The organism is Fibrella arboris (assembly GCF_041321095.1).
GTDB lineage: Bacteria > Bacteroidota > Bacteroidia > Cytophagales > Spirosomataceae > Fibrella > Fibrella arboris.
Genome location: NZ_JBGGWE010000011.1, coordinates 79,541 through 102,968, shown reverse-complemented (window position 1 = coordinate 102,968; position 23,428 = coordinate 79,541). Strand labels below are relative to the sequence as shown.

Sequence of the window (23,428 nt, the reverse complement as noted above, 5' to 3'; positions counted from 1 at the left end):
GCTCGCGCCAGCAACTGCACTACCAGAAATAGGTCCAGCTCAGGCGGGCGAAGAAGGGCGTGCCGGGTGTAAAGTGAATTTCGTTGACGGGGGCCGCTTCGCCTTTCAGGCGGCTTTCGGTGGCAAACTGCGTTTCTTTCCAGCGCACATTGAACAGGTTCTGTACCGATAATCCCAGCGTGTAGTTTTTCCTGCTGTAGTTGAGTTGCAGGTCATTCACGAAATACCCCTTCGCCACGATCGAATTGGTCTCGTTGGCGGGCCGGTCGGCCATATACCGGTACCGCAGGGAGCCGCTCAGACCCGAGTTCGATTGTAGCGACAAGCCACCGGTTGAGGTGAAGACCGGGGCCAGCGGCAGGTAATTCTGGTCAGCCTCAGCATCAATGGCGCGGGGGGTGGCCGTGTTCAGATCCAGGTCGGCGTAGAGGTGCGGCGTCAACTGGTACCGCGCCGACAGATCGATCCCCATCCGGCGCGACCGGCCACTGGGCTCTACAACGCCTTCGTCGCCTACGTACACGAATTCCTGTTGCAGCCACAGGTACCAGGCCGCTGCGTTGATAAGTAGTTTCGGAAAGGGCTTCATGATCACCCCCAGGTCTGACCCATAGGCGGCGGGCAAAATCTCGCCGGTACGCCCCTGCTGCGCAACCACCACCCGCGCATCGTTGGAGTGGAAACCACGGCCCGTATTCAGGTAAAATTGCCAGGCGGGATTGACCGTGTAATACAGGTTTAGCTTGGGCGATAGAATGCCCTGCGTGGCCTGCCCGGTTGTGGGTGTGGCCGTTAGCAGATCGGTGTACTGGCTTCGGAAGAAATCATAACGTACCCCCGCGTTGACCGTGAACCGATCCGATAACTGAACCAGTTCGTCGGCATACAGCGCGGCGTTCAACTCGTTTACGTTGCCGTATTGGATGCGGTTCAGCGTTTCGGTGCGGTTCCTGGTGTGCGATAATTCAGTTCCGTTTGTGATATCGTGCCGGTATTGCGCCCCTAATGTGGTTGTCCACTGGCTTTTGCCCAGGGTGGTTTGGGTGGCGTAGCTGCCGGTATAGCCGAACAGGTTCCGATGCTCTTTCTGCCGAATCTGGTCACCGTTCACGGTGTCTTCCTTGAAAAAGGTGAAGTTGGAGTACAGCTCGAAGTTGTATTTGCTGTAGAAGACCTGCTGTTTAATAACGTGGTTGCGCGGCGTAACAGTCACCAGTTGGACGTTCGCATTGGTCCGGCTGGTTTCCCCGCCTTCGGTCGGGTCAATCGAACCAAAGAAATCGGTCAGGCCCGAAGCAATAGCGCGATCGGGAATCTGGCCGGAGTGGTTCCATTTGCTCCAGAACGTTGAGCCGGTCAGCGTAAGCACCGTGTTGTCTGACAGATGACCGTGGTATTTCCCCGTCAGGTTAACTCGGTTGAACCGCTGCGGATTGTCGAAATACGAGTCGCTGTACGAATACTCTGAAGCGATGTAGGCCGACTGATCCTTGCCTTTCCGAGCTGCCGGGCTGTGCGGTTCGCCGAGTAGGTTGACGCCCGCCACGGCCCGGTACGTTCCATACTGGCCCACTTCCAGCTTGGCAAAGGAACGGTCGAGGACGGTGCGTGTTCGGAAATCGACCCAGCCAGCCGTAGCCAGATTGCCTTTATCGGCCTGGTAAGGGCCTTTCTTGAAGTCAACACCCTCAACCAGTTCGGGAATGACGAAGTGCAGATCGGCGTACCCCTGCCCGTGGGCGTGCGACACCATGTTGACCGGCATGCCATCGACCGTCAGGCGAATATCGGTGCCGTGATCGAGGTCGAACCCACGCAGGAAGATCTGTTCGGCCTTGCCGCCCCCCGCGTGTTGACCGATGAACAGCCCCGGCACCAGCCGAAGGATCTCCTGCGAATTGGTGATCGGTCGAAGCTTGATGTCCAGGCTGCTGATGAGTTGCTGATCGTGTGCCCGCTCGGCCGAAACGGTCACCTCACCAAGCTGAACCGCGGCGCTTGTCAGTTGCGTCTGAACGCTCGTTATCCGGTCATCCTGCACGGTCGCCGTAACACTCACGGGGGCATACCCAACGTGTGATAATTCGATCCGATACGGCGCGGCGGGCAGATTAGCGAAGCGGTATTGCCCCAGTTCATTCGTAACGGCCGTTTTACCCAGGCCCCATACCTGCACATTCACGCCACGTACCGGCAAACCCGTTGCCTGATCAGCAACCGTTCCGACAAGCCCACCCCGGTGAGCCACTGCCAGTGAAAAACTGAAAAGAAAGCAGACAAGTAGAAGATAACGCATCGTAGAAAAATACCAATGGTGTTGGGTCTGGGTACGTAGGCTTCACGCATCGTCTGTGAAGCCTACGTACCCAGACCCAACACCATTACGAATATAGGACAAGTTGTTCGTTTCGAGCCTTGACCAACCGCTTACAGGCCGTTATAATCGCGGGTATGGTCGCGGTAAACGGTGTGGTAGTGGATCTCGTTCTGGTACACGACCCCCGACTGACAAACAAACTCAACCCAAACACTTGGGCCATCGATGCGGACGTAATCAGCGTTGCTGGTCAGCGCGGCGTTGCCCGAATAGGCAATGTAAGTAGCGTCGAGTTCTTTTTCATAGATCGCCAGCATGGCCGTTCCGGTGGCATCGTCGACATCCTGGGTCCAGGGTTTGATGGCCGCCAGTACCAGCAATTTCTGCGCGGCGGTCAACGTGCTCACGGCTAGCCCTAACTTCGTTGCGGGAAACTGGCCGTCTTTGTTTGGCCCCAGCAACACATCACTGAACGTAGTGCTCAGTTTGGCCGTAGCCAGTTGTGTGCTCGAGAGCGCAGCCAGCATGGCAATCATGGCGTCGTGTTCGGTGTTCAGCGGCGCGTAGGTCGTTGTACCCGTTGTCCAGGTCTTTGGTTCAATGCCCTGATGCGATGGCGTTGAGCTGGCTACCGCCCCTGCGTTATACGTGATATTCTGCGCGTAGTGGTGACCGCCGAACTGAAGCATCCAGGTGCCGGTGGCGCTGGGCGTTCCCAGGAAAGCGATAATGTATTTCCCCGACGAATACCCGCTTCCCGCTTTTGTGGCCAGCACATCGTCGGCGGCGTTGATCTGCAAAAATTCGTCGTAGCCTTCGTTGGCGGTAGTACCGGCCGCCGCCGCAATAACGGCTTTGGCCGCCGCCAGTTGCACGGCGGTCAGTGTGCTGAATTCGAGGCCATTACGGATGGTGACACCGCCCGGCAGGTTCGACCATTTGATGGCGTTTGCTTTGGTCAGCGCGAGTTGAACGGTGGCTTTCTGTGCAGTTGTCAACGTTGCCAGAAAAGCATTAGCCGCACAGGCTACTTTCGCAGCCCTTGTGGTCGCCGTGCTGCAATCGGTCGTGGTTGTGGTGCTGCCGGGTGCTGATACGGGTAACGACAAAGAACAGCTCTGTCCGCCGAAGCTAAGGGCGAAAACGGCCGTTCCGGAGGCGGATGGGGTGCCGCTGATGCTGTATAGCAGGTTGCCTGCACCGCTGGCCAGTGTGCCGGCCTGTAGCGTGGCGCTCAGGCCGGTAACGCCCGTTGAGGCAATGGCCGTCTGGGCGGCATACGCTACGACGCCACTACCACCTGTATAGGGCACCGTGGCTGTGCCCGTGTAGGCCGCGCCGCCGACGGCCGTAGTTGAAAAGGTGGTTGCTCCGCAGGTAATGCCTGTTACGGTTGCCGTTGTGGGCGTAACCGTGCTGCTGGTGTCCGACTTGCAGGCGCCCAACAAAAGGGTGGCCGTTATGCCGAGCAGGGTTACCAGCCGCGGCCAGGTGAAGCAAGTAGTCATGGTCGTTCGTTTGATTGTTTCCATAGAGTACACCCAGCGCCCCCCGTTCGTTGTGGTTGCAGGCCAGTTTGTGGCGAACCGGGTAAATGCTGGGGTGAATTATGTCAGTCGCGGTCGTGCCAAAACCGGTTGAAGTCAGCTTCATAACCGCTGCTGATCGGGATTTCCTGGGTACCTACACTGATGCGTTTATTGCGTACCGTCTCAACATGGCGCAGCGCTACAATGTAGGAGCGATGAACCCGCACAAAGCCGGTAGGGGGCAGCTTATCGAGCAGGGTTTTCATGGTCATGCGTACTACCAGTGGCTTCTGGTCCTGCAAGTGAATTTTCAGGTAATTATCCAGCCCTTCGATGAACAGAATGTCAGCGACCGTCACTTTGACGAGGCTGTAGTCGACGCGCAAAACCAGGTACGTGTCTTGCTGGTCAGCTGACTGGCGCAGCAGGGTGATCTGTTCATTTGCCCTGGCTACGGCCTGTCTGAACCGCTCGAAGGTGAATGGTTTCAGCAGGTAGTCGAGGGCCTGTACCGCATAGCTTTCTACCGCATGCTCCATATGGGCTGTGGTGAAAATGACCAGCGTTCTGTGCGTTTGTAAGGCCGGGTTAAGTGATCGGTAGAAATCAAGTCCTGATTCGGCAGGCATGTTGATATCGGTAAACAAGAGGTCTACCGGGTTCGCTTCCAGGAAATGCCGGGCGTCGCTGGTTCGGTGGAACGTCTTTTGCAGGTCGATACCGTCGATCTGGCGGCAAAAGGCGTCAATGATATCCAGGGCGGGTAGTTCGTCGTCTAACGCAATGGCTCGAATCATAGCAGGGTCATGGTCAGGTCAACGGCAAAGTGATCAGGTACGTTGTCGATAACGAGTTCGTGGGCCGCTGGATAGAGCAGCCGAAGTCGCTCTCTGGCATTCGGCAAACCAACACCGGTCGACGGCTCCAGCTGATGGACAGGCACTTTTCGGTTGTATACCAGCAACCGTAACGAGTTGGCCTGTAGGTGCAGCTGTATGCGAATAACCGATTCTTCGTTCGGGTTGACTCCGTACTTGAACGCATTTTCGATGAAAGAGAACAAGACCAGCGGGGCAATTTGTTTTCCGCTGGTATCGCCGTCCAGCGTGTAGTCGATCGTGACGGAGTCGCGAAGCCGGGCGCGTTGTAAATCGATGTAATTGGCGATGTACTGTACTTCTTTGTCCAGCGCGACTGTATCCTGATGCACATCGCGGATCATGTAGCGCATAAACTCCGCCAGCTTGACGATGGTCTCGGCCGTGCGATCATCCCGACGGATAGCCAGCGAATAGATGCTGTTGAGGGTATTGAACAGGAAGTGGGGCTGGATCTGCGCTTTCAACTGACTGAGCTCGGCCAGCAACTGATCTGTTTCGACCTGACGCAGCCGATTACTGGTTTGCACTGAAATAGACGCCAGGGCGCTGATTGTGCCCAGCAGGAAGATAATGCCCAGTTTAACAGAGAGCGGGGCTGTTGGGAAGAAGCCGTCGAGGTCGTCGGGTCGTTGTGGCGGCGGTCCGGGCGCCCCATTGACCGGTTGGCCCTGAGTACCTTGTGGCCGATGGCCCTGCTGCGGCGGTCTGGGTGGAAAAAGGTTTTCTTCCCATAGCACCTGCTTGATCCAGCCCGCAACCGTTGGGTTGGCGGGAGGTCTCAGAAAAACCCACTGCTCAATGCGCTGAGGAAGCAGGGCAGCGCCAAGCAGGCAGATGATAACCAGGATAAAGTACCGCGAATACTGTTTTTGCAGATACCACCGGGGCACGAAGATGGTGTAGTTGACATAGGAAAAAACCAGCAGGGCCAGGTACGTCAGGCCGTTTTGAATGTCGTGCCGATGCGGAATCAGGTGATTGACCGATGCGCCCTCGCTGATGAGAAACAGGAAAGGCAGTGCCAGCAGGGCGGCTCCTGCCAGCAGCCGCAGCGCGTAGGTATTGAGCCATTTTCTCATGCGCCTAACCAGCAGGCTAACCGTAAACGTACAGTCATGGATAATATGCTGAGTGGCGCGGTGCCTGACAGCCATAGTGAGCAGTGCGCTAAATTAACGAATAAGCAACAGCCGACCCTGAAACGAACCCGGATTGTCGGTCTGAAAGTCGACCTGCACCTTGTACACGTACTCGCCCGGTTCGCAGTCGGCCCCCCGGTAGCGCCCATCCCAACCCGCCGCCGGATCACCCGCCGCCACATTCTGGCAGTGATAGATCACTTCGCCCCAGCGGTTGTAGATCGTTAACTCGTTGATCTGCCGGATGCAGGCGTTGGCCGGGATGAAAAAGACGTCGTTCGTTCCGTCGCGGTTCGGCGTGAACGCCTCGGGCGCGTACAGGATACACGACCCCACCGCCAGCCAGACGGTAGCCGTTCGCCGACAGCCTAACGCCGCATTGTCGGCCAGCACCGTGTATTGGGTGGTGGCCGTTGGCCTGGCCAGGGTAGTAGCGCAGGCAGGGCAGGAGAGATCGTTGGGCGGTAACCAGCCGAAGGTGGTCGTACCGCTGCTTGCCAATACCTGGGCCCGCAACTGTCCTGTTTCGCCGGGGCGAATCAATTTGACGGGTGCCACGGTCAGTTTGAACGGGTTAACAAGGACCTCGGTCGTGATCAGGCTATCACAAAGCGGGTCGGGCTGGTTGATACGGGTCTGATACGTACCGGCGGTGCGGTAGGCTACCCCGCCAATCCAGATACTATCGCCATCGCAAACGGTAACGGTCCGGGTACGTCGCAGCAGCGGCCGGACGGTCAGCGTGGTTTGTACCAGGCTGTCGCATTGCTGGGCGCCCCGTTTCACGGCCGTCAGGTACGTTCCCGCCGTCTGGTAAAAGGAATTGCCAACCTGATAGGCATCGCCTTCGCAGATCGTGGCTGTGTGTAGGGTGGGTGCCACTGGCTGGCCCACTTTTACGGTGTAATCGAGCGACAACTGGCAGGCGCTGTTGAGGCTCGCATAAGGTGTAACGGTAACGGAGTAGGTGGCCCCCTGAACGGGTTTAATGGCGATGTTGGCTGTGGTTTCGCCAGTGTTCCAGGCATAGGTCGCGAAGCCTTCGGGTGCTTTTAGGGTCATGGACGGATCAACGCCGGGGCAGTACAGCGCCTGGGTCACTTCTGTTTTCAGGCATTGGGCATCAAAATATGCGTAGCCATAATGCCTCCGTTCGGTACAGCCGTGGGCTGTCACCTCTACCGTAACCGTTTGCCCCAGGTAGGTCCGCAGGTCAATGGCGCCGGTGGTCCAGTTTCGGTAACGAATGTCGCCCTGCGCTTTAAAGCCGGTGATATTGGCCGCAGCCGTAACGTCGTACTCGCTGCACGCCAGCAGCGCCCCGGCCTGATTGGTAATTCGGATGCTGAAACCGGGCTGCTGATAGGGCTGGTGCGTTGGGTTCTGCAACACCACGGCGAAGCGGTACTGAAACAGCGTGTTATCGGTCGTGACGACAAACGAACCCCGAATGCGGTCGAAGCGGGAGCCGCGCGTCACGTTGCCGATCCGTAGCGAGTGCGTACTGCCGGGTGCCACCATGGGAATGGCCTCGGCGGTTACATTGGGATCGTTGCCAGCGCTGGTGATCAGGTGGCCGTTTTCAAACGTACCTGCCGTCTCGTTCTGGTAAACGGTCTGCTGATTCACGTCGGTAACCGAGCCGTTGGTCAGCACCCAGCCGCGTGTGGTGCCTTCCTCGAAACCAATGTTACGGCAATCCAGCGATTGACCAACGGTGCGGAAACTGCATACGATTACCAGTCCCGTTATGAATAGATAGTTGCCCATACCCACGCTCGTTCAGCCTGCACGATGAGTTTACAGGTACGTTGTTGCTGATCAGACCGTTGCCCGATCCGGGCGTTTAGCGGTGAAATCGATGAATGTAGGGGTGAAACAAATCGACCAGATGCGCGCCGCTACCTAATATTCCTGGGCTCCCTGCCCGTTGTTTTCGTCTGAATAGAACGGTCCGTTATATTTGGTCGGGAATAACGGTCAATGATGAAACAACTCTTCGTTCTTGTTCTTTTTATCAGCCAAAATACGCTGGCGCAAACACCAGCCAATAAGAACAGGCCGGCTGCCGATACACTGCGCAAGATTCAGCTAAATGATGTCGTCGTCACGGCATCGCGTGTGCCCGAACGCCTGCTCAAGTCGTCGGTAAGTATTGAATTACTCGATGCCCGGCAGATCAGGCTATCGGCACAACCGTCGTATTTCGAGGCCATTGAAAACCTGAAAGGCGTACAGCTGCTTACCTCGAGCCTGGGGTTTAAAGTGTACAATACCCGTGGCTTTGCCAATCCAACCAATGTCCGGTTCGTGCAACTGGTAGATGGAATGGACAATCAGGCGCCGCACATTGGAGCACCTATCGCCAACGCCCTGGCCCCGTCGGATCTGGACATTCAGCGGGTCGAAGTGGTGCCGGGCGCGTCGTCGGCGCTGTACGGGCTAAACGCCCTGAACGGACTGGCGCAGCTGATCACAAAGGATCCCTTCACCTCGCAGGGGCTGAGCTTTAGCCAGAAAACGGGTGTTAACCACCTGAACGATGGTTTAACTCCGGCAAAGGCATATAGTGAAACGGCCCTGCGGTATGCGCATGCGTTCGGCACCCAATTTGCCGTGAAAGTGAACCTGACTTACCAACGTGGCTACGACTGGATTGCCAACGACAACACCGATCTGAACCCCAACGCCAATACCTCGCTGGGATTGACCGGCGCAGACAATCCCGGTCGTGATCAGGTAAATACTTACGGCGACGAATCGGCCAACCGGCGCACACTGACCCTCGGCGGGAAGCGCTACGTGGTGGCCCGCACAGGCTACACGGAATTGGAGACCACCGACCTCACCCTGAATAACCTGCGCGGCGACGCGGCGATCTTCTGGCGGCCCAAACCCAACCTGACCATTTCATACAACTACAAAGCCGCTACACTCGACAACGTGTATCAGCGCACCAACCGCTTCCGGCTCGATAACTACCGCCTCGACCAGCACGGCCTGAGCCTCGAGTCACCTTCGATACACATTCGTGCGTACCGAACCCACGAAAACACGGGTGATTCGTACAACATCCGGTCGATGGCCGAGAATATCGATAAGTCGTTCAAGTCGGATAATCAGTGGTTTACTGATTTTTCAAACCAGTTTCTGGCCAGCACACAGGCGGGGCAAGCCGTTACCAATGCCTTGCAGACAGCCCGCGCCACCGCCGATCAGGGGCGTCCACAACCGGGTTCAGCGGCGTTCAACACACAGGTAGCCAAACTACGCGACATCAACAACTGGGATATTGGCGCGGCCCTGCGCGTACAGTCATGGATGTACCATGCCGAAGGGCAGGTTGAGCCGACGCAGTCCTTCTGGTCGGGATTCCGGCAGCAAACAGGCATCAACATCCTGGCCGGGCTCGACTACCGGCAGTATGTCGTTTTTCCGGATGGCAATTATTTCATCAACCCCGACGGGTCTGACCAGAACCTGGTTTATTATAAAACCGGTGGCTTTGTGCAGGCAAGCCGGTCGTTCATTGATGATAAACTCAAACTCACCGGCTCGCTTCGGGTCGATAAAAACCGGTATTTCGATGCCCGGCTGAATCCGCGTCTCTCAGCGGTGTATTCGCCCGTCGAGCAACATAATTTTCGGGCTTCTTACCAGACCGGTTACCGCTTTCCGTCGTTGTTCGAAGCATTCTCCAACGTGAATTCGGGTGGCGTGAAACGGGTGGGCGGCCTGAAGGTCATGTCGCAGGGCATATTTGAAAGCTCGTATCTACGCACATCCATCGACGCGTTTCAGGCGGCGATCACCACCGATGTGAACACGAATAAGCTGACGCCCAGTCAGGCTATCGAGAAGAACAAAGGCCTGCTGAAACCCAACACCTATACGTACCTGAAGCCTGAGCAAGTGAACACGATCGAACTGGGATACAAAGGGTTGTATTTTGCCAATCGTTTGTTTATCGACGCAGATGTTTACTACAATGTGTACACTAATTTCATTGCGCAGGTAGAGGCCAACGTACCCAGAAGCACCGCCGCTGATTCGATCCCCTATTACCTGGCTGACCGCAACAAGCAGGACCGCTACCGCCTCTGGACCAATTCGAAAACGCGGGTATACAACTATGGGTCGAGCCTGGGCGCCCGTTATTCGGCGGGTCGTAACTGGGTTTTTTCCGGCAATGCCTCCTTCGCCCGCCTCGACCATACCGATCAGGGCGATGGCCTGGAAGAAGCGTTTAATACCCCGAAATGGATTACCAACGTGGGCATTGGCAATCCGGCAGTTTGGCGCAGTCTGGGTTTCTCGGTCAACTACAAATACCAGGGTTCGTTTCTCTGGCAATCATCACTGGCAACGGGTATTGTGCCGGCCATCAGTACCTTCGATGCGCAGGTTAGCTACGTGCTGCCGAAGCCCAGTCTGTCAGTCAAACTGGGCGGCACGAATCTGCTGAATCGACCCTACACCACGTTCGCTGCCGGCCCATCTGTCGGTGGTTTTTACTACGCGACAGTGGTGCTGACAGTGCTGGAATAAGTTGATCAGGCCAGCCTCTGCAAAAAGTCGGCTGCCTTCAGGGTGCTTATAGTTGGGAAAGACTTAGCCTTTAAAACGTCAAAATGCCGGTCCTCCGTGACGATGAAGTCTGCATTGGCAATTAGACCACAGTCAACAAATTTGTTGTCATCAGGGTCAGCTTCAATCAGTTGCCAGAAGAAATGCTTGGTAACTAGTAGTGTGTTTGGGCTTTGCAGAATGATGTCCAGAATAAGGTTGGAAATAGCAGGTGTAGCGTGCTGGGTGAGAACTTCGGCGTATTCGCTAAGAATGTCAGTTGTCACACACAAGGCGTACCGTTGCTGGCGAAATGCTTGCCAGATAGGGTAAAAACTTGACTTTGGTGAATAACAGGCCAATAGCACATTGGTGTCTAATACAATGGTCATTCGCCTTCTGGACGCTGTTGCCTAAAGCGTGTTTGTGCTGTGTAGGTTGTACGGTAATGGCTCTCAAGACGATCAGTGACTGATTGCTGGGTCATTTCTTTAGCAGTCCATTCTTCATTCGCCAGTTTGTCTAACAGATTGAATTTGAACTCAAGGAGTAGCTGCTTCAACTCGCCCAATGTCTCGTCGGGCAGTTGGAGCGCAAATAAATCCAGCAATTCAATCTGAGCATTGCTCAACGGCGTTTGAAAAGCACTCATGATCGTGTTTTTTGACCGTAAAAATAAGCAAAAGAGAGTAGATAGGTACGTTACCCGCTGCCGGCCCATTTGTCGGCGGCTTCTACTACGCCACGGTGATACTGTCGGTGCTGGAATAAGTTGATCAGTTAGTGGTGATCAGTGGCCAGTTATCAACAATAATGGCTCTGCTACAGCTTGTTACATACTGTGGCAGAGCCATTATTGTTGATAATTAACCCCTGTTAACTGATCATGGAATTGGCATGACTTTGCTTTCCTTGAAGGTAGACAGGATTACCATTGACTGGGTGCTGGCCACCTCTTCAATCTCGTTGATGATTTCGAGCATCAGTTTCTGGTACGAGGCAATGTCGTGCGAAATTACTTTCAATAAAAAATCGCCTGAACCGGTAATGTGATGACATTCGATGATCTCAGGGATTTCATTTACCCGCGCGACAAACGAGTCGGTAACCATCTTTTTGTGACCTACCAGGTTAACCATCACAAAGGTAGTAACACCAAGGCCCACCTTCTCGCGGTCGAGTTGAGCGTGGTAGCTTTGAATAATACCCGACGTTTCTAATTTTTTTACGCGTTCGAGTGTGGGGGCGGGGGAGAGGCCAATCTCTTTAGAGAGTTGGGCATTGGTGATCTTAGCGTTCGATTGAAGAATATCTAGAACCTTGCGGTCGATCTGGTCGAGTTTCATTAGCGACAGGGTTTGTCTTAAGAACGTTTACGTTTTTGGTCGTACAAAGCTACGGACGTTAACGAATATATTCTAAAATCGTGCCGCTTTTATGCGTAATTAGAAAATAAAAATTTGGTTAATGGCAAATTAACCGCAGAATATTGGGAATAGAATTGTCTAATTTTTTCACTGAATTATCGCTTCGATAGTTTGTTGTGCGTGATGGTTCGCTGGCTTTTTGATCGGAATCGTGGTTCACTCCCTTCTTCGAACACAGGTGATTTAGCGGCATGCTTGGTCTTACGCCCCTGTACCCGTGCCCGCCACATTCTGAACGAGGCTGCTTTCATTTCATGGCGCATCACTTCGATCACCTGCTGCTCACTTAAACCGAATTGACCCTCGATTGCATCGAACGGGGTACGGTCTTCCCAGGCCATTTCGACTACACGGTCAAGGTCAATCTGAGAAAGAATAGGTTGGTTTGTGTTCATACCTAAATAAACCAGGATTTTTGCCATTGGGTTGTGAATAAACAAACTATCCAGACTGGCGACTTTATACGTATGACTACTATGCCCTACACACCCATCCAAACGGCCGACTTGCCAACCCGCTCGCTACGCTACCTGCTCGTTGATCAGACCGATCATGTGCTGACGCTGACGTTGAACCGGCCGGAGAAGAAAAACGCGCTGAACCCGCCACTGCTGGCCGAACTGGCGTTTGCCCTGGCCTACGCACAGCATACACCCGACGTCTGGCTAGTGGTACTGGCCGCAACCGGCGATGTGTTCTGCGCCGGGATGGACCTGAAAGCGATTAGCGCAGGCGTAGTTGAGCCGCTGAACGTACCTGAGCCAGACGGCCCCATTCGGATAGCTGAACTGATGGCAGGTCTGCATAAACCCTGTATCGCCCAGATTCAGGGAGCTGTCTATGCGGGAGGCTTTTTGCTGGTGGGCAGTGCTACATACGCCGTGGCGACAGATTCTGCTACGTTTTCGCTGCCCGAAGTAAAGCGGGGGCTGTTTCCTTTTCAGGTGCTGGCCGTGTTGCTAAACCTGATGCCCGCCCGGAAAGCCCTCGATCTGTGTCTGCGCGGAAAGTCCTTAACCGCCAACGAGGCACTAGACACAGGACTGGTAACGCAGGTGGTGGCCCCCGACAGACTGGCGGCGGCTGTAGCCCAATTGGTTGCCGAGTTGAAGCAGGTTTCCCCAACAGCCTTACGCCTCGGATTGGCGGCCTACCAACGCCTCAAAGAATTGCCTGCCAGTGAGCAACAGGCCTTCCTGTACGACCAGTTTTCCCAGATTCAGCAGACGGCCGATGCGCGCGAAGGCATGGCGGCGTTCCTCGAAAAACGTTCACCAAACTGGCAGAATCAGTAAATTTCAGGAGACTATTTTTGTGGTTTGCCTGTTACCTTTTTATGCAGAATATCATCCAGCTTTTACCCGATTCGATTGCCAACCAGATCGCAGCTGGTGAGGTCGTACAGCGCCCGGCTTCGGTGGTGAAAGAACTACTGGAGAACGCCGTTGATGCCGGCGCCAAATCGGTGCAACTGGTTGTGCGTGATGCCGGCCGGACACTGGTGCAGGTCATCGACGATGGCAAAGGCATGACCGAAACCGACGCCCGGATGAGCTTTGAACGCCATGCCACCTCGAAAATCCGCACGTCCGATGATCTGTTCAAGATCCGCACGATGGGGTTTCGGGGCGAGGCTTTGGCCTCTATTGCCGCCGTGGCGCAGGTAGAGATGCGGACGCGCCGCGCCGATGATGAGCTGGGTACGTTGGTGCGTATCGAAGGCTCCGACATCAAGGCGCAGGAGGCCGTCTCGTGCCTGCCGGGCACGAATCTGCTTGTGAAAAACCTGTTCTTCAACGTACCGGCGCGGCGAAACTTCCTGAAGTCCAATTCGGTCGAGATGCGCCACATTATCGACGAGTTTCAGCGGGTGGCCCTGGCGAATCCTGAAGTGGGTTTCTCGCTATTCCATAACGATCAGGAAGTATTCAACTTGTCGGCCGGCAAACTTAGCCGGCGCATTGTGGATATGTTCGGGAAAGGCTACCGGGAACAACTGGCGGCCTGCGACGAAGAAACGCCTTATGTATCCGTGCATGGCTACATCGGCAAACCTGAGTCGGCCAAGAAAACGCGGAATGAGCAGTATTTCTTCGTCAATAACCGCTATATCAAACACAATTACCTGCATCATGCGGTGGTGGGGGCCTACGAGGGAACGATCCCCGATGGCCATCATCCATTCTACGTGCTGTTTATTGAGATCGACCCGTCGCACATCGACATCAACATTCACCCAACTAAAACAGAAATCAAGTTCGACGACGAACGGTCTATCTATGCCATTGTGATGGCCGCCGTTCGGAAGGCAATCGGCGTATATAACCTGTCGCCCTCGCTTGATTTTGAACTGGACGTGAATTTTCTGGCTGGCCGGGGCAGTAATGGGGGCAGCGATGCTATTGGGAAACACTTTGCTCCAGACGCCCGGTCCGGTTCGTCGGGTGGAAGTGGTGAACTGCCCAACGCCCGGCCAATCACGCCGTCGTGGGCAAAGGCACCCGCTCCGCCCACCGACCGTGGTGCCGACAACCGGCCACCGGTTCCAGCGCATCACGAATCCCCTAAAAAACTAACTCACCAGAACTGGCAGGCTCTCTTTGACGCATCCGGGAAAGAGTCGCCTGCTGCCAGGGCAGACGCGCCGGTTGGTGGCGATGTAAACTGGCTCGATGCTGCACCCGCCATGGCTCCGGCTGCAGGTACGTCTGATAACCAGTCGACGACAGCGAATGCACCCACGGCTGGCCGCTCCGGTACGCCGACGCCGGTAACTGCCGACGCGCCCGTGACGATGGGCAGCCGTGCCAATAAAATCGCCGATACCACCGAGCGGCTTACCGACGAAGTAGAGACGGCTGTCATTCAGGTAAAAAACCGGTTTTTGCTGACAACCGTGAAGTCGGGCGTATTGCTGATCGACCAGCGGGCGGCGTATGAGCGAATCCTTTACGACCAGTTTCATACGGCGCTCACCAAACGCAACGGCGCGTCGCAACAACTGCTGTTTCCGAAAACAGTTGCCGTATCGGCCGTTGATTATCAGCTGGGGCTCGATCTCCGCACGGATCTAGAGAGTCTCGGCTTCCAGTTCGACGAGCTGGGCGCGAACACGTTCGTTATTCGTGGTGTGCCTGCCCAAACAGCTGATGAACGGGAAGAAGAATTATTTGCCAACCTGCTGGCGCAACTTCGGGAAGACACGGGCCGTATGAAGTTAGACCGGTCAGAGGCGCTGGCCCGATCGCTGGCCCGACGGTCGGCGTCGCGGCACCAGAAACCGCTGACCCAAACGGAACGGCGGGCGCTGGTGGATCAGTTGTTTGCCTCAGTAAACCCAAGTTATACGCCCGGTGGCGAAGCAATTACCTCGCTTTTAACACTCGATAAACTGTCGGGCCTGCTCAAGGGTTGACGAATACATAAACCCCATTCATTTAGTACACTATGTTTAACATTACGCCTACGGTACGCATGTTGCTGCTGATCAACGTCGGGGTCTTTTTTCTGACCTCTTCGATGAGCGAGGCCACCATTAATCGGTTTGCCCTGCATTCGGTGTTATCCGATCAGTTTAGCCCCATTCAGATCATCACGCACCTGTTTATGCACGCTGGTTTTGGGCATTTGTTCAGCAACATGCTGGGGCTGATCATCTTTGGTCCGCTGCTCGAACAGTTCTGGGGGCCGCGCCGTTTTTTTACATTTTATTTACTGACTGGCCTTGGCGCAGCGGCTCTATACCTCGGCATAAACTATTACGAGACCGCCGCCCTGGTCGACGGATTCACGGTGTACCGGGCTAACCCAACCAATGGTGAGTTTTTGGGATTCATCAATCAACACGCTCCCTCAATTTATGACCCGTTGGAGCCTTTTATCCAGAAATTTGACGCCGACAAGGCAAATCCAGCGTATATTGAGCAAGGTATCATCTACTTATCCGCCTACGTGCGTGAACAGGTCGATACGCCAATGGTGGGCGCGTCAGGGGCAATTTTTGGCATCATTATGGCGTTTGGCCTATTGTTCCCGAATACTGAACTGTTCATGCTTTTCATTCCCTTTCCTATCAAGGCGAAGTACTTAGTAGGGGCGTACGCCATCTGGGAGGTGTATACAGGTATCTACCGGGCGCAGTCTGATAATGTAGCCCATTTCGCACACATCGGCGGAATGCTATTTGCGTATATCATTATCAAGTTTTGGGGATCGCAACGAAAAACATTTTACTAATAAATGAAGTAAGACAATAGTGTAAGTTGATTAACGAACTCAAGCACTTATGACTTGCTTTCTATGTCTCACATCGATTAATCCAGTATACAATGAGCGGACTATTAGACGATTTTAAGTCCGAATTCAACAAGCCCAACAACACGCTGGTGCAGTTGATTTTGATCAATACGGTTATTTTTTTAACCGTTATTCTGGTATTGGTAGTTACGAAACTGTCTGGCCAGACGGCCGCTTATCAGTGGGTGCTCGACCAGCTGATGATGCCGTGGGCACCCATGGCCCTGCTGAAAAAGCCGTGGACCGTTCTGACCTATGCGTTTACCCATGCAGACCCGTTCCATATTCTCTGGAATATGATTTTCCTATACTGGTTTGGTCGGCTCATCGAAGAGTACCTGGGCAGTCGCCGGTTGGTGGGTCTGTACATTCTGGGTGCGCTGGGTGGTGGCCTGTGTTACTTTGCCAGCTATAACCTCATTCCTTATTTCAGTACGCAGGTGGGTGGGCAAGCGTTGCTGGGCGCATCGGGTGCGGCACTTTCGATAGCAGTTGGTGCGGCGACATTATTGCCCAACTACACATTTCATCTGCTCTTTATCGGACCTGTACGCATCAAGTACATTGTCCTGTTCTTTGTGGTGCTCTCCTTTTTCAATTCTGTAGGCATCAATGCCGGGGGTAACCTGGCTCACCTGGGGGGGGCGCTCATCGGATTCAGCTATATCAAACTGTTACAGGCTGGTACTGACCTTGGCCGGCCCATTTACTGGCTGATGGACCGCTGGAACAGCCTGTTTCGTACCAAACCTCCCGTGAAAGTATCGCAGCGGCAGCGGAGCACCCAGACAGCTGCCAGCGCTTATGCGTCGGTGGGCAGTACCAGTCCCGCCTCATCCATGCCTGATCAGGACGAGGTCGACGCTATTCTGGATAAGATTGGCCGATCGGGCTACGAAAGCCTGACCCGCGAAGAGAAACAGAAGTTATTCCGAGCCAGCCAGAAGGGGTAATTGGTTTCAAGTTTCAGGTTTCAGGTGCTTTGCTGACTATACATATGGTAAACCAGCAAAGCACCTGAAACTTGAAACCTGAAACTTGACACCTGAAACCTGAAACCAATCACTTCGCTCTATTCGTCTACCCTGCGCCGCGCTGATTTAATATCGGCGCGGCGCTTTTTTTCGTCCAGCCGCTCGGCAACGGATGCCTTGGAGGGCTTACTGGCCTTGCGCGGTTTCTGGAGAGTAAAGGCTTTTATGATGAGCTGATCAAACTTTTTGATGACTTTTTCCTTGTTTGCCAGCTGGGTACGTTCGGTCTGATGAGTGAGCACCAGCTCGCCTTCGTTGGTTAACTTATTGGCTAGCTTCTGCAGCAACTGGGTACGTTGCTCGTCGGTAAGTAGCGCCGAGTCCCGCACAGAGAAGCGGAGCTCGGCTTTGGTCGCCACTTTATTGACGTTCTGACCACCTGCTCCGCCGCTTCGGGCAAACTGAAAGGTGAGTTCGGGGTGTAGCGAAGAGGGGTTCATGCGCCTGCTGATTCTATTAAATTACTATTAATCAAGAGAATAGTTATGGAAATGGTCGCTCGTTGCGTAAAATTGCTTAGGTTTAAATCGAACCGGCCGATCACTAACTAATTACTACAATGAAAACTCGCTTTATTGCCGTCGTACTGGTAACTACCTGTATGTCGGCGGGGGCCTTTGCCCAAACTGAAAAACCTCACCTGACCAAAGAAGAGCGTGTTGCCCGTCGGGAAGAAATGAAGGCAAAGTTAGCCGCAATGACTCCCGAAGAGCGCAAAGCATTCCGAGAAACCCAGCGTGAAAAAATGAAGGAGAAAATGGCCAACATGACTCCCGATCAGCGTGAAAAGATGAAAGAGCGGCTCCAGGCGCAGCGTGAGCGGCATCAGGCTAAAAAGAACGGCTAGTCAACTAAGTTGGTAAAGCTGGTAGCTGCGCCCGGCCAACAAGCTGGGCGTTGCTCGTTTAACCGTCTGCTATGGTGAATTGTATACGTCTACTGAGCCTGCAACTTGTTTTACTGAGTGTCAGAGGCTGGGCCGCCTGCTTTCCTGCCGATTCTATCCAACCCAGTGCGCCCGTTTCGGGTTCGGTAGCCAGGTCGGAAATTAACGTGCGGATTAACTACACCAGCCGGGCGGTGTTTTCGGGCCGTGAATTTGGCGTCCGTGAGTGGATGAGCACACCCAGCATAACGTACTATGCAAAATCTGGCTTTTACGCTGACCTGTCAGGCTATTATTTCAGTCAGAGTCAACCTCATTATGAACTCACGGCCTTATCGGCAGGGTATCTGGGCATTATTAGTAGCCGCGTTACCGTATCCGGCGAACTAGGCCGGACCATCCTGAGCCAGAAAAACCAACAAAATCTACTGCCCTACAGTGGAAACATGTCGGTTAGCTATACGATCAGTCCCCTTTTTGCGGCCAATGCCGATTATTACCTCATGTTCGGCAACGCAACGGCCCATCGGTCTCGGCTGTCGGTGTCTGCGTTTATTTACAAAAAGATTGCCGGTTCAGCCCTAGGCCTTAAACGAATCAGTTGCGTGCCGGCCATAACCACCGTTTTCGGTACAGAAACGTCGGTTTATAACCTGTACCAGCCAGCCATAACCACCACTACTGCCCTGACGGCCGCTACCACCGCAGCCGAGCGTCGATTGTTGAGAATCCAGCAACGGTTGCTGGCTAAACGAAATGGCACGACTACGGCGACGGAAACAACGACCGACAGGTTTGGCCTGATGGCGCTGGACCTGACCCTGCCTGTGCGGGCGACCTTCACCGGCTTTCGGCTTGGCTTAACCAACCACCTGGTGAAACCCGTTAAAGTCTATCCCGACGAAGAACTGCCGACCAACTTGCTTTATTACGCCGATCTGAGCCTGACTTTCATTATCAGGTAATACCCGCTTACTGCTTGTCGGCCTGGCGGTCAGCCCTGATCTCAGGTAACGTGTCGGGGTCTATCAGCCCGAGGCCTGCGGCATGTTCAGCGGCGGCTACCGTGTCGGAAACCAATAACATGGGTACGTTGTCGGCCAGTGCTGCCTGAATCAATTGCCTGACTGCCTCGTCGCGGCGATCTTCGGGCGATACGTCGCGGATATAAGCCGCCTTGATTCGTCCCGGATTAGCCCTGATCACATCAGCATATATTTCTGGATCCTGCTGCCCGCTGTCGCCTAACAGAACAAACGGCAAATCGGGATTGACCGCCAGGATCTTGTCAATCATGGCTCGTTTATGCGTGTGGTGACTTTGCGACGATACGAGTTCTGGGCTGAATTCAAGCGCCCGCAATAGCAACGGGCCTTTGGGAATCCCCTGAATTCGGAAAAAATCGATCAGCAGATCATAGATATTCCAGGGGCTACTGGAAACGAAATAGAGCGGATTGAACAGGGTCGTTACGGCACCACTTTGCAAGGCCCGGTAAAAAGCAGACACACCAGCAAAGGGCATTCGGGTAAACGCATTTTCCAGGAACGTCAGCTTTAGTGTTTGCCAGATATTGGTAGCCCCTGTTACCAGAACGGTATCGTCAATATCGGAGATGATACCAAACTGACTGTAGGCGGGCGCAATCATCAACTGCCCGTCTTTACTAACCTCACGTGTACCTGACCCGGATGGGCCTTCATAACCCACCGGTTGGTCAACGCCCTCCAGTACGTACCTGACCGGAAACCAGGCCCGGCCTGCGGGTAAGTCGATGTTAGGGTCAATGGTGATATCAAAATAACCATCGGTATTGGTCACCGTTCGGAACACCTGACCGAATGTCTCGATACGGACGGTAAGGCCGCCTACTTCATCGGTCAGGAAGCGGCTGATGGTGGCTGACAGGTTTTCCCAGAAGGGAGCCCGGTCAACAGGTGAAGCAAGCTCGTTTTGCCGCAGCACCCGGCCGGTGAGCCAAACGGCGTGGGGAGAGCCAAAGCCACGAAAATAAATGATCTGATACGGTTTCATAGTTGAGAATAGACTACTAACAAAAAATCCCGCCTTGTGGGCGGGAATAAATACTGAAAATTCTGATATCAATTATTGACCTTCGCCGAGGGGATCAGTTAAAGCCAGCCAGATTAAGTAGCGGACATTGTTTATCATTCGTTGTAAGGCCTGAGTCATAATCGTCTGCGTGATGATGGCAAAGATAGGCATAAGTACTTACGACAGCGTAAATGCGCCTACCAGCGGTTAACTAATTTCCTGAACGGTAGCGTTAATCGCCCTACATCATGTGAGCGGTAAGGCTACTTTGCTGATACTTGTTTAGGCTATCAGATGTTCATATCATTGATTAGACGAGCCGACGCTTCACTGGTAACGAATTCCTCAACAAATAAGCTTATTCTTTCCAACGCCACTCGTTAGCGATTTGCAGGGGCGTGCGTAGTCCCTGTGCAATCAGGTAATCGCGGGTCCTGGTATCATCGAACCGGCGGGCGGGCAGGTCTTCTGCATCGGCCAGCGCATATAGTACCATGGCACTATACCGAACGGTATTCTTAAGCTGTTCTTTATTGACCAGGTTTAGGCGGTCGCAGTTGGCGTGGTAGCAATCTAACACGTCGCGGGCGAGGTTACCGTTCATGCCCACAATAGGGACGCCTTCAATCATAAACGGCTGATGGTCGGAATGTAGTCCAGCGCGATTTTCCTGCGTATTGGTAAAGCCGGCATCGGTTTGCTGAATGAGGTCGCCGATAGATTTTAGCAGCGGCATCATATCGTCGCGGCCAAAGGCGTTGATCCCAACGGGGTTGTTGGTCATGTCGAGGTTCATCATATAACGTACCTGATCTAACTGCCCGGAGCGTTTGTAGGATTCGGTCATAGCCCGTGAACCCAGCAGCCCCTGTTCTTCGCCCATAAACAAGACAAACTCGACCGTACGGCGGGGTTTCAGTTTCAACGCTTTGAAGGTGCGGGCAATATCCATCACCGAGAACGAGCCAATGCCGTTGTCGATAGCCCCCGTTGCCAGATCCCACGAATCGAGGTGACCCCCAATCACGATTTTCTCGTTGGAGAGTTTAGAGCCGGGTAAGGTGGCGACTACGTTTCGTGCCTTGATCTTCTTGCTGAAGTTCGACATGTCGATCATCGCGTGGAGGCGGTCGGTATGTTCTTCGGCCATCCACTTGCGCAGCGCAACTCCGCTTTCATAAGCAATACACACCGATGGAATGGGAATCAGCTTACCTGTAACAGATGCCGTGCCCGTCAGCAGAACGTTGCCCGGTACCAGATTGACCATAATGACGCCCGTGGCACCGTGCTGAATGGCCAGCGCTGTTTTTTCTGACCGGTGCAGGTTCCGTGCTCCTTTCGTAGGCGTAGATAACCCAATGTTGACGAGCACGATCTTACCTTTTATCTGGTCTTTCAGGGCAGCGTAGTCGCCTTCCAATCCGTTGCCAACGTCGATGATCTCGCCACGCACGTGGGCATCAACGGGCGAGTGGGCCAGCGACACCACGTTTACCTGCCGGAAATTATCCGACTTGTTTGGAACAATCGTGAGCGTGCAGGTATCGCGCATCCACGATTCAACCTCGAAGCTTTCGTACCGGACATCTTTGAACCCATATTGTTTCAACAGAGTGAAGGCGTATTCTTCGGCTTTGGCGCCGTTGGGGCTACCTGTTAGCCGATGGCCAATTCGTTGCGATGCATCCGCCAGGGTTTCATAAGCCTGACTGTGCTGGAGAACCTCCTGATTGATCCGCCCGAAAACCTTGTCGAGCGAGGGCTTTAGTGGTTCAGTGAAGGCGGTTGCGGCCAGCGTGCCGACCGCTACAAATAAGAAGGTAAAGAGTTGTCTCATTAAGACAGGGACTAGCTAGTTATGAGTTAAATATACGAAAAATAGAGGCGCTTCTGTTGCTGCAAAAAAGGCGTAAACGGTTTCAACCAGGTGACTTTCTGTATAGGCAACGTACCTACGAACAAAGGCTAAAAGGGGATTGTTCTTGGTATAGACGGCTAGCTGTACCTTTGCGCCGCTGGTCATCGGCTTACAACCCAGGCTGCCGTTCGCCAAAGTATATGAAATCATTCGATATCCCCGCTTACTACCGAAGTACAATCATTACCCCATTAAAGGAGTATCGGCGACGGAAAGATAAGCTAAAGCGTGACTTTACGCCCACGACGCTCGATTTTGGGCCTGTACGGTTCCAGATAGCCCGGCATTTCGGTTTCTGTTACGGCGTTGAGAATGCCATCGAAATTGCCTACCGGGCCATTGCCGAAAATCCGGATAAGCGCATTTTTCTGCTGAGCGAGATGATTCATAACCCCGATGTAAACGCTGATCTACAAAGCCGGGGTGTTCGCTTTCTGCTTGATACCCTGGGTAAGCCACTGATTCCATTCAGCGAACTGACGCCCGCCGACGTGGTGATTATTCCGGCCTTTGGCACCACCCTGGAAACGCAACGCGAACTGGCTGCCATCGGACTCGACGTGGCAACCTACGACACCACCTGCCCGTTTGTGGAAAAGGTGTGGAATAAGGCCAGTCAGATTGGGCAAAAGGCGTATACGGTCGTTGTTCACGGCAAACCGACACATGAAGAAACGCGGGCTACCTTTTCGCACAGTAAAGAAGGCGCGCCAACGGTGGTGGTCAACGACATGAAGCAGACGCAGCAACTGGCCAGGTACATGACTGGTGAGCAGCCTGCCGCTGATTTCTTTACCGAATTTGCCGGGCAATACTCGGCTGGTTTTGACCCGACCCGCGACCTGCGCCGGATTGGAGTAGTCAATCAGACAACCATGCTGGCCTCTGACACGCAGGGTATTGCCGATTATCTGAAGCAGGTAATGATCGATCATTACGGACTCGAAGAAGGGTCGGCTATGGTGGAAGAACATTTCGCCAACACACGCGATACGCTCTGCTACGCCACCAATGATAACCAGGACGCGACATACGCCTTACTAACGTACCCAGCCGATTTTGCCGTGGTTGCAGGTGGCTATAACTCCTCGAACACACAGCACATTGTTGAGCTTTGCGAAGAGAAGCTGACTACCTATTTCATCGAGTCAGACCGGAAGATCCTGTCTGATAAACTGATCAGCCACTATAACCTGCACACGAAGCAGGAACTGGTCACGGAAGACTACATACCGACTAGCCGACCCGTTACCATACTACTAACCTGCGGGGCCTCTTGCCCTGATGCCATTGTTGAAGGCGTACTCAACCGGCTTGTCGCCGCTTTTCCTGACGCCAAATCGGTAGAGGAGGTGATGGCGGCGTTCAGGTAGGCGA

At 54.0% G+C, this 23,428-nt stretch carries 20 protein-coding genes; 8 read left to right on the top strand and 12 right to left on the bottom strand.

Translation table 11 applies throughout. The annotated features are described in order from the left end of the window. Positions 1-19: 19 nt before the first annotated feature. The 5 genes from ACAW75_RS18890 to ACAW75_RS18870 all read right to left on the bottom strand — a co-directional run bounded on the left by ACAW75_RS18890 (position 20) and on the right by ACAW75_RS18870 (position 7,636). The gene (locus ACAW75_RS18890) at positions 20-2,296 is read right to left on the bottom strand and encodes a TonB-dependent receptor (RefSeq protein ID WP_370730304.1); all 2,277 of its coding nucleotides are present in this window, start codon (positions 2,294-2,296) and stop codon (positions 20-22) included. Positions 2,297-2,427: 131 nt separating this feature from the next. Then, the gene (locus tag ACAW75_RS18885) at positions 2,428-3,825 is read right to left on the bottom strand and encodes a DUF3500 domain-containing protein (RefSeq protein ID WP_370730303.1); all 1,398 of its coding nucleotides are present in this window, start codon (positions 3,823-3,825) and stop codon (positions 2,428-2,430) included. A gap of 104 nt (positions 3,826-3,929) precedes the next feature. Further along, the gene (locus ACAW75_RS18880) at positions 3,930-4,643 is read right to left on the bottom strand and encodes a LytR/AlgR family response regulator transcription factor (protein ID WP_370730302.1); all 714 of its coding nucleotides are present in this window, start codon (positions 4,641-4,643) and stop codon (positions 3,930-3,932) included. Next, positions 4,640-5,881, bottom strand: coding sequence for a histidine kinase (locus ACAW75_RS18875; RefSeq protein WP_370730301.1), 1,242 nt, complete (start codon positions 5,879-5,881; stop codon positions 4,640-4,642). The genes ACAW75_RS18880 and ACAW75_RS18875 overlap by 4 nt, the downstream gene beginning before the upstream one ends. Positions 5,882-5,899: 18 nt before the next feature. Next, a complete protein-coding gene (locus ACAW75_RS18870; RefSeq protein WP_370730300.1) occupies positions 5,900-7,636 on the bottom strand; it encodes a T9SS type B sorting domain-containing protein in 1,737 nt (578 codons plus the stop codon). 216 nt (positions 7,637-7,852) lie between these two features. On the opposite strand from ACAW75_RS18870, the gene ACAW75_RS18865 reads away from it, so the two are divergent. Beyond that, positions 7,853-10,414 carry a TonB-dependent receptor gene (locus ACAW75_RS18865; protein WP_370730421.1) on the top strand — a complete coding sequence of 854 codons (2,562 nt, stop codon included), beginning with the start codon at positions 7,853-7,855 and terminating at the stop codon, positions 10,412-10,414. Between the two features lie 5 nt (positions 10,415-10,419). Here ACAW75_RS18865 and ACAW75_RS18860 read toward each other — a convergent pair whose 3' ends face one another. From ACAW75_RS18860 to ACAW75_RS18845, 4 genes are all read right to left on the bottom strand, one after another. After that, a complete protein-coding gene (locus ACAW75_RS18860; protein WP_370730299.1) occupies positions 10,420-10,824 on the bottom strand; it encodes a putative toxin-antitoxin system toxin component, PIN family in 405 nt (134 codons plus the stop codon). Then, entirely contained in the window at positions 10,821-11,084 is a 264-nt protein-coding gene (locus tag ACAW75_RS18855) for a DUF8507 family protein (RefSeq protein ID WP_370730298.1), read from the bottom strand. Before ACAW75_RS18855 ends, ACAW75_RS18860 begins: the two co-directional genes overlap by 4 nt. Before the next feature lie 232 nt (positions 11,085-11,316). After that, the gene (locus ACAW75_RS18850; protein ID WP_207329532.1) at positions 11,317-11,778 is read right to left on the bottom strand and encodes an Lrp/AsnC family transcriptional regulator; all 462 of its coding nucleotides are present in this window, start codon (positions 11,776-11,778) and stop codon (positions 11,317-11,319) included. Between the two features lie 176 nt (positions 11,779-11,954). Beyond that, positions 11,955-12,254: a TIGR03643 family protein gene (locus ACAW75_RS18845; RefSeq protein WP_370730297.1), complete on the bottom strand. Its 300-nt coding sequence runs from the start codon at positions 12,252-12,254 to the stop codon at positions 11,955-11,957. 81 nt (positions 12,255-12,335) lie between these two features. Here ACAW75_RS18845 and ACAW75_RS18840 point away from each other — a divergent pair, with 81 nt between their 5' ends. From ACAW75_RS18840 to ACAW75_RS18825, 4 genes are all read left to right on the top strand, one after another. Then, a complete protein-coding gene (locus ACAW75_RS18840; RefSeq protein ID WP_370730420.1) occupies positions 12,336-13,154 on the top strand; it encodes an enoyl-CoA hydratase/isomerase family protein in 819 nt (272 codons plus the stop codon). Between the two features lie 41 nt (positions 13,155-13,195). Next, positions 13,196-15,274 (top strand): DNA mismatch repair endonuclease MutL, encoded by a 2,079-nt coding sequence (mutL, locus tag ACAW75_RS18835; protein WP_370730296.1) that lies wholly within the window; start codon positions 13,196-13,198, stop codon positions 15,272-15,274. Between the two features lie 32 nt (positions 15,275-15,306). Continuing rightward, positions 15,307-16,095, top strand: a complete 789-nt coding sequence (locus ACAW75_RS18830) for a rhomboid family intramembrane serine protease (RefSeq protein ID WP_370730295.1) — start codon at positions 15,307-15,309, stop codon at positions 16,093-16,095. A gap of 92 nt (positions 16,096-16,187) precedes the next feature. Further along, positions 16,188-17,108 (top strand): rhomboid family intramembrane serine protease, encoded by a 921-nt coding sequence (locus ACAW75_RS18825; protein ID WP_370730294.1) that lies wholly within the window; start codon positions 16,188-16,190, stop codon positions 17,106-17,108. Positions 17,109-17,227: 119 nt separating this feature from the next. Here ACAW75_RS18825 and arfB read toward each other — a convergent pair whose 3' ends face one another. Beyond that, on the bottom strand, positions 17,228-17,629 hold the full coding sequence (gene arfB, locus ACAW75_RS18820; RefSeq protein ID WP_370730293.1) for an alternative ribosome rescue aminoacyl-tRNA hydrolase ArfB: 402 nt from the start codon (positions 17,627-17,629) through the stop codon (positions 17,228-17,230). Positions 17,630-17,748: 119 nt separating this feature from the next. Between arfB and ACAW75_RS18815 the strand changes: the two genes are divergently transcribed. Continuing rightward, on the top strand, positions 17,749-18,036 hold the full coding sequence (locus ACAW75_RS18815; protein WP_370730292.1) for a hypothetical protein: 288 nt from the start codon (positions 17,749-17,751) through the stop codon (positions 18,034-18,036). A 71-nt stretch (positions 18,037-18,107) separates the two neighbouring features. Further along, a complete protein-coding gene (locus ACAW75_RS18810; RefSeq protein ID WP_370730291.1) occupies positions 18,108-19,040 on the top strand; it encodes a hypothetical protein in 933 nt (310 codons plus the stop codon). Between the two features lie 7 nt (positions 19,041-19,047). On the opposite strand, the gene ACAW75_RS18805 is transcribed toward ACAW75_RS18810, so the two are convergent. Beyond that, on the bottom strand, positions 19,048-20,109 hold the full coding sequence (locus tag ACAW75_RS18805; protein WP_370730290.1) for an App1 family protein phosphatidate phosphatase: 1,062 nt from the start codon (positions 20,107-20,109) through the stop codon (positions 19,048-19,050). 379 nt (positions 20,110-20,488) lie between these two features. Next, on the bottom strand, positions 20,489-21,970 hold the full coding sequence (locus ACAW75_RS18800) for a M20/M25/M40 family metallo-hydrolase (protein WP_370730289.1): 1,482 nt from the start codon (positions 21,968-21,970) through the stop codon (positions 20,489-20,491). Positions 21,971-22,191: 221 nt separating this feature from the next. Here ACAW75_RS18800 and ACAW75_RS18795 point away from each other — a divergent pair, with 221 nt between their 5' ends. After that, positions 22,192-23,424, top strand: coding sequence for a 4-hydroxy-3-methylbut-2-enyl diphosphate reductase (locus ACAW75_RS18795; RefSeq protein WP_370730288.1), 1,233 nt, complete (start codon positions 22,192-22,194; stop codon positions 23,422-23,424). Positions 23,425-23,428 lie beyond the last annotated feature (4 nt).

What these genes read in the sequence shown, in the direction of transcription:
- ACAW75_RS18890 (WP_370730304.1), bottom strand. Translation starts at nt 2,296, where the DNA reads ATGCGTTATCTTCTACTTGTCTGCTTTCTTTTCAGTTTTTCACTGGCA.
- ACAW75_RS18885 (WP_370730303.1), bottom strand. Translation starts at nt 3,825, where the DNA reads ATGACTACTTGCTTCACCTGGCCGCGGCTGGTAACCCTGCTCGGCATA.
- ACAW75_RS18880 (WP_370730302.1), bottom strand. Translation starts at nt 4,643, where the DNA reads ATGATTCGAGCCATTGCGTTAGACGACGAACTACCCGCCCTGGATATC.
- ACAW75_RS18875 (WP_370730301.1), bottom strand. Translation starts at nt 5,881, where the DNA reads ATGGCTGTCAGGCACCGCGCCACTCAGCATATTATCCATGACTGTACG.
- ACAW75_RS18870 (WP_370730300.1), bottom strand. Translation starts at nt 7,636, where the DNA reads ATGGGCAACTATCTATTCATAACGGGACTGGTAATCGTATGCAGTTTC.
- ACAW75_RS18865 (WP_370730421.1), top strand. Translation starts at nt 7,853, where the DNA reads ATGAAACAACTCTTCGTTCTTGTTCTTTTTATCAGCCAAAATACGCTG.
- ACAW75_RS18860 (WP_370730299.1), bottom strand. Translation starts at nt 10,824, where the DNA reads ATGACCATTGTATTAGACACCAATGTGCTATTGGCCTGTTATTCACCA.
- ACAW75_RS18855 (WP_370730298.1), bottom strand. Translation starts at nt 11,084, where the DNA reads ATGAGTGCTTTTCAAACGCCGTTGAGCAATGCTCAGATTGAATTGCTG.
- ACAW75_RS18850 (WP_207329532.1), bottom strand. Translation starts at nt 11,778, where the DNA reads ATGAAACTCGACCAGATCGACCGCAAGGTTCTAGATATTCTTCAATCG.
- ACAW75_RS18845 (WP_370730297.1), bottom strand. Translation starts at nt 12,254, where the DNA reads ATGAACACAAACCAACCTATTCTTTCTCAGATTGACCTTGACCGTGTA.
- ACAW75_RS18840 (WP_370730420.1), top strand. Translation starts at nt 12,336, where the DNA reads ATGCCCTACACACCCATCCAAACGGCCGACTTGCCAACCCGCTCGCTA.
- mutL (WP_370730296.1), top strand. Translation starts at nt 13,196, where the DNA reads ATGCAGAATATCATCCAGCTTTTACCCGATTCGATTGCCAACCAGATC.
- ACAW75_RS18830 (WP_370730295.1), top strand. Translation starts at nt 15,307, where the DNA reads ATGTTTAACATTACGCCTACGGTACGCATGTTGCTGCTGATCAACGTC.
- ACAW75_RS18825 (WP_370730294.1), top strand. Translation starts at nt 16,188, where the DNA reads ATGAGCGGACTATTAGACGATTTTAAGTCCGAATTCAACAAGCCCAAC.
- arfB (WP_370730293.1), bottom strand. Translation starts at nt 17,629, where the DNA reads ATGAACCCCTCTTCGCTACACCCCGAACTCACCTTTCAGTTTGCCCGA.
- ACAW75_RS18815 (WP_370730292.1), top strand. Translation starts at nt 17,749, where the DNA reads ATGAAAACTCGCTTTATTGCCGTCGTACTGGTAACTACCTGTATGTCG.
- ACAW75_RS18810 (WP_370730291.1), top strand. Translation starts at nt 18,108, where the DNA reads ATGGTGAATTGTATACGTCTACTGAGCCTGCAACTTGTTTTACTGAGT.
- ACAW75_RS18805 (WP_370730290.1), bottom strand. Translation starts at nt 20,109, where the DNA reads ATGAAACCGTATCAGATCATTTATTTTCGTGGCTTTGGCTCTCCCCAC.
- ACAW75_RS18800 (WP_370730289.1), bottom strand. Translation starts at nt 21,970, where the DNA reads ATGAGACAACTCTTTACCTTCTTATTTGTAGCGGTCGGCACGCTGGCC.
- ACAW75_RS18795 (WP_370730288.1), top strand. Translation starts at nt 22,192, where the DNA reads ATGAAATCATTCGATATCCCCGCTTACTACCGAAGTACAATCATTACC.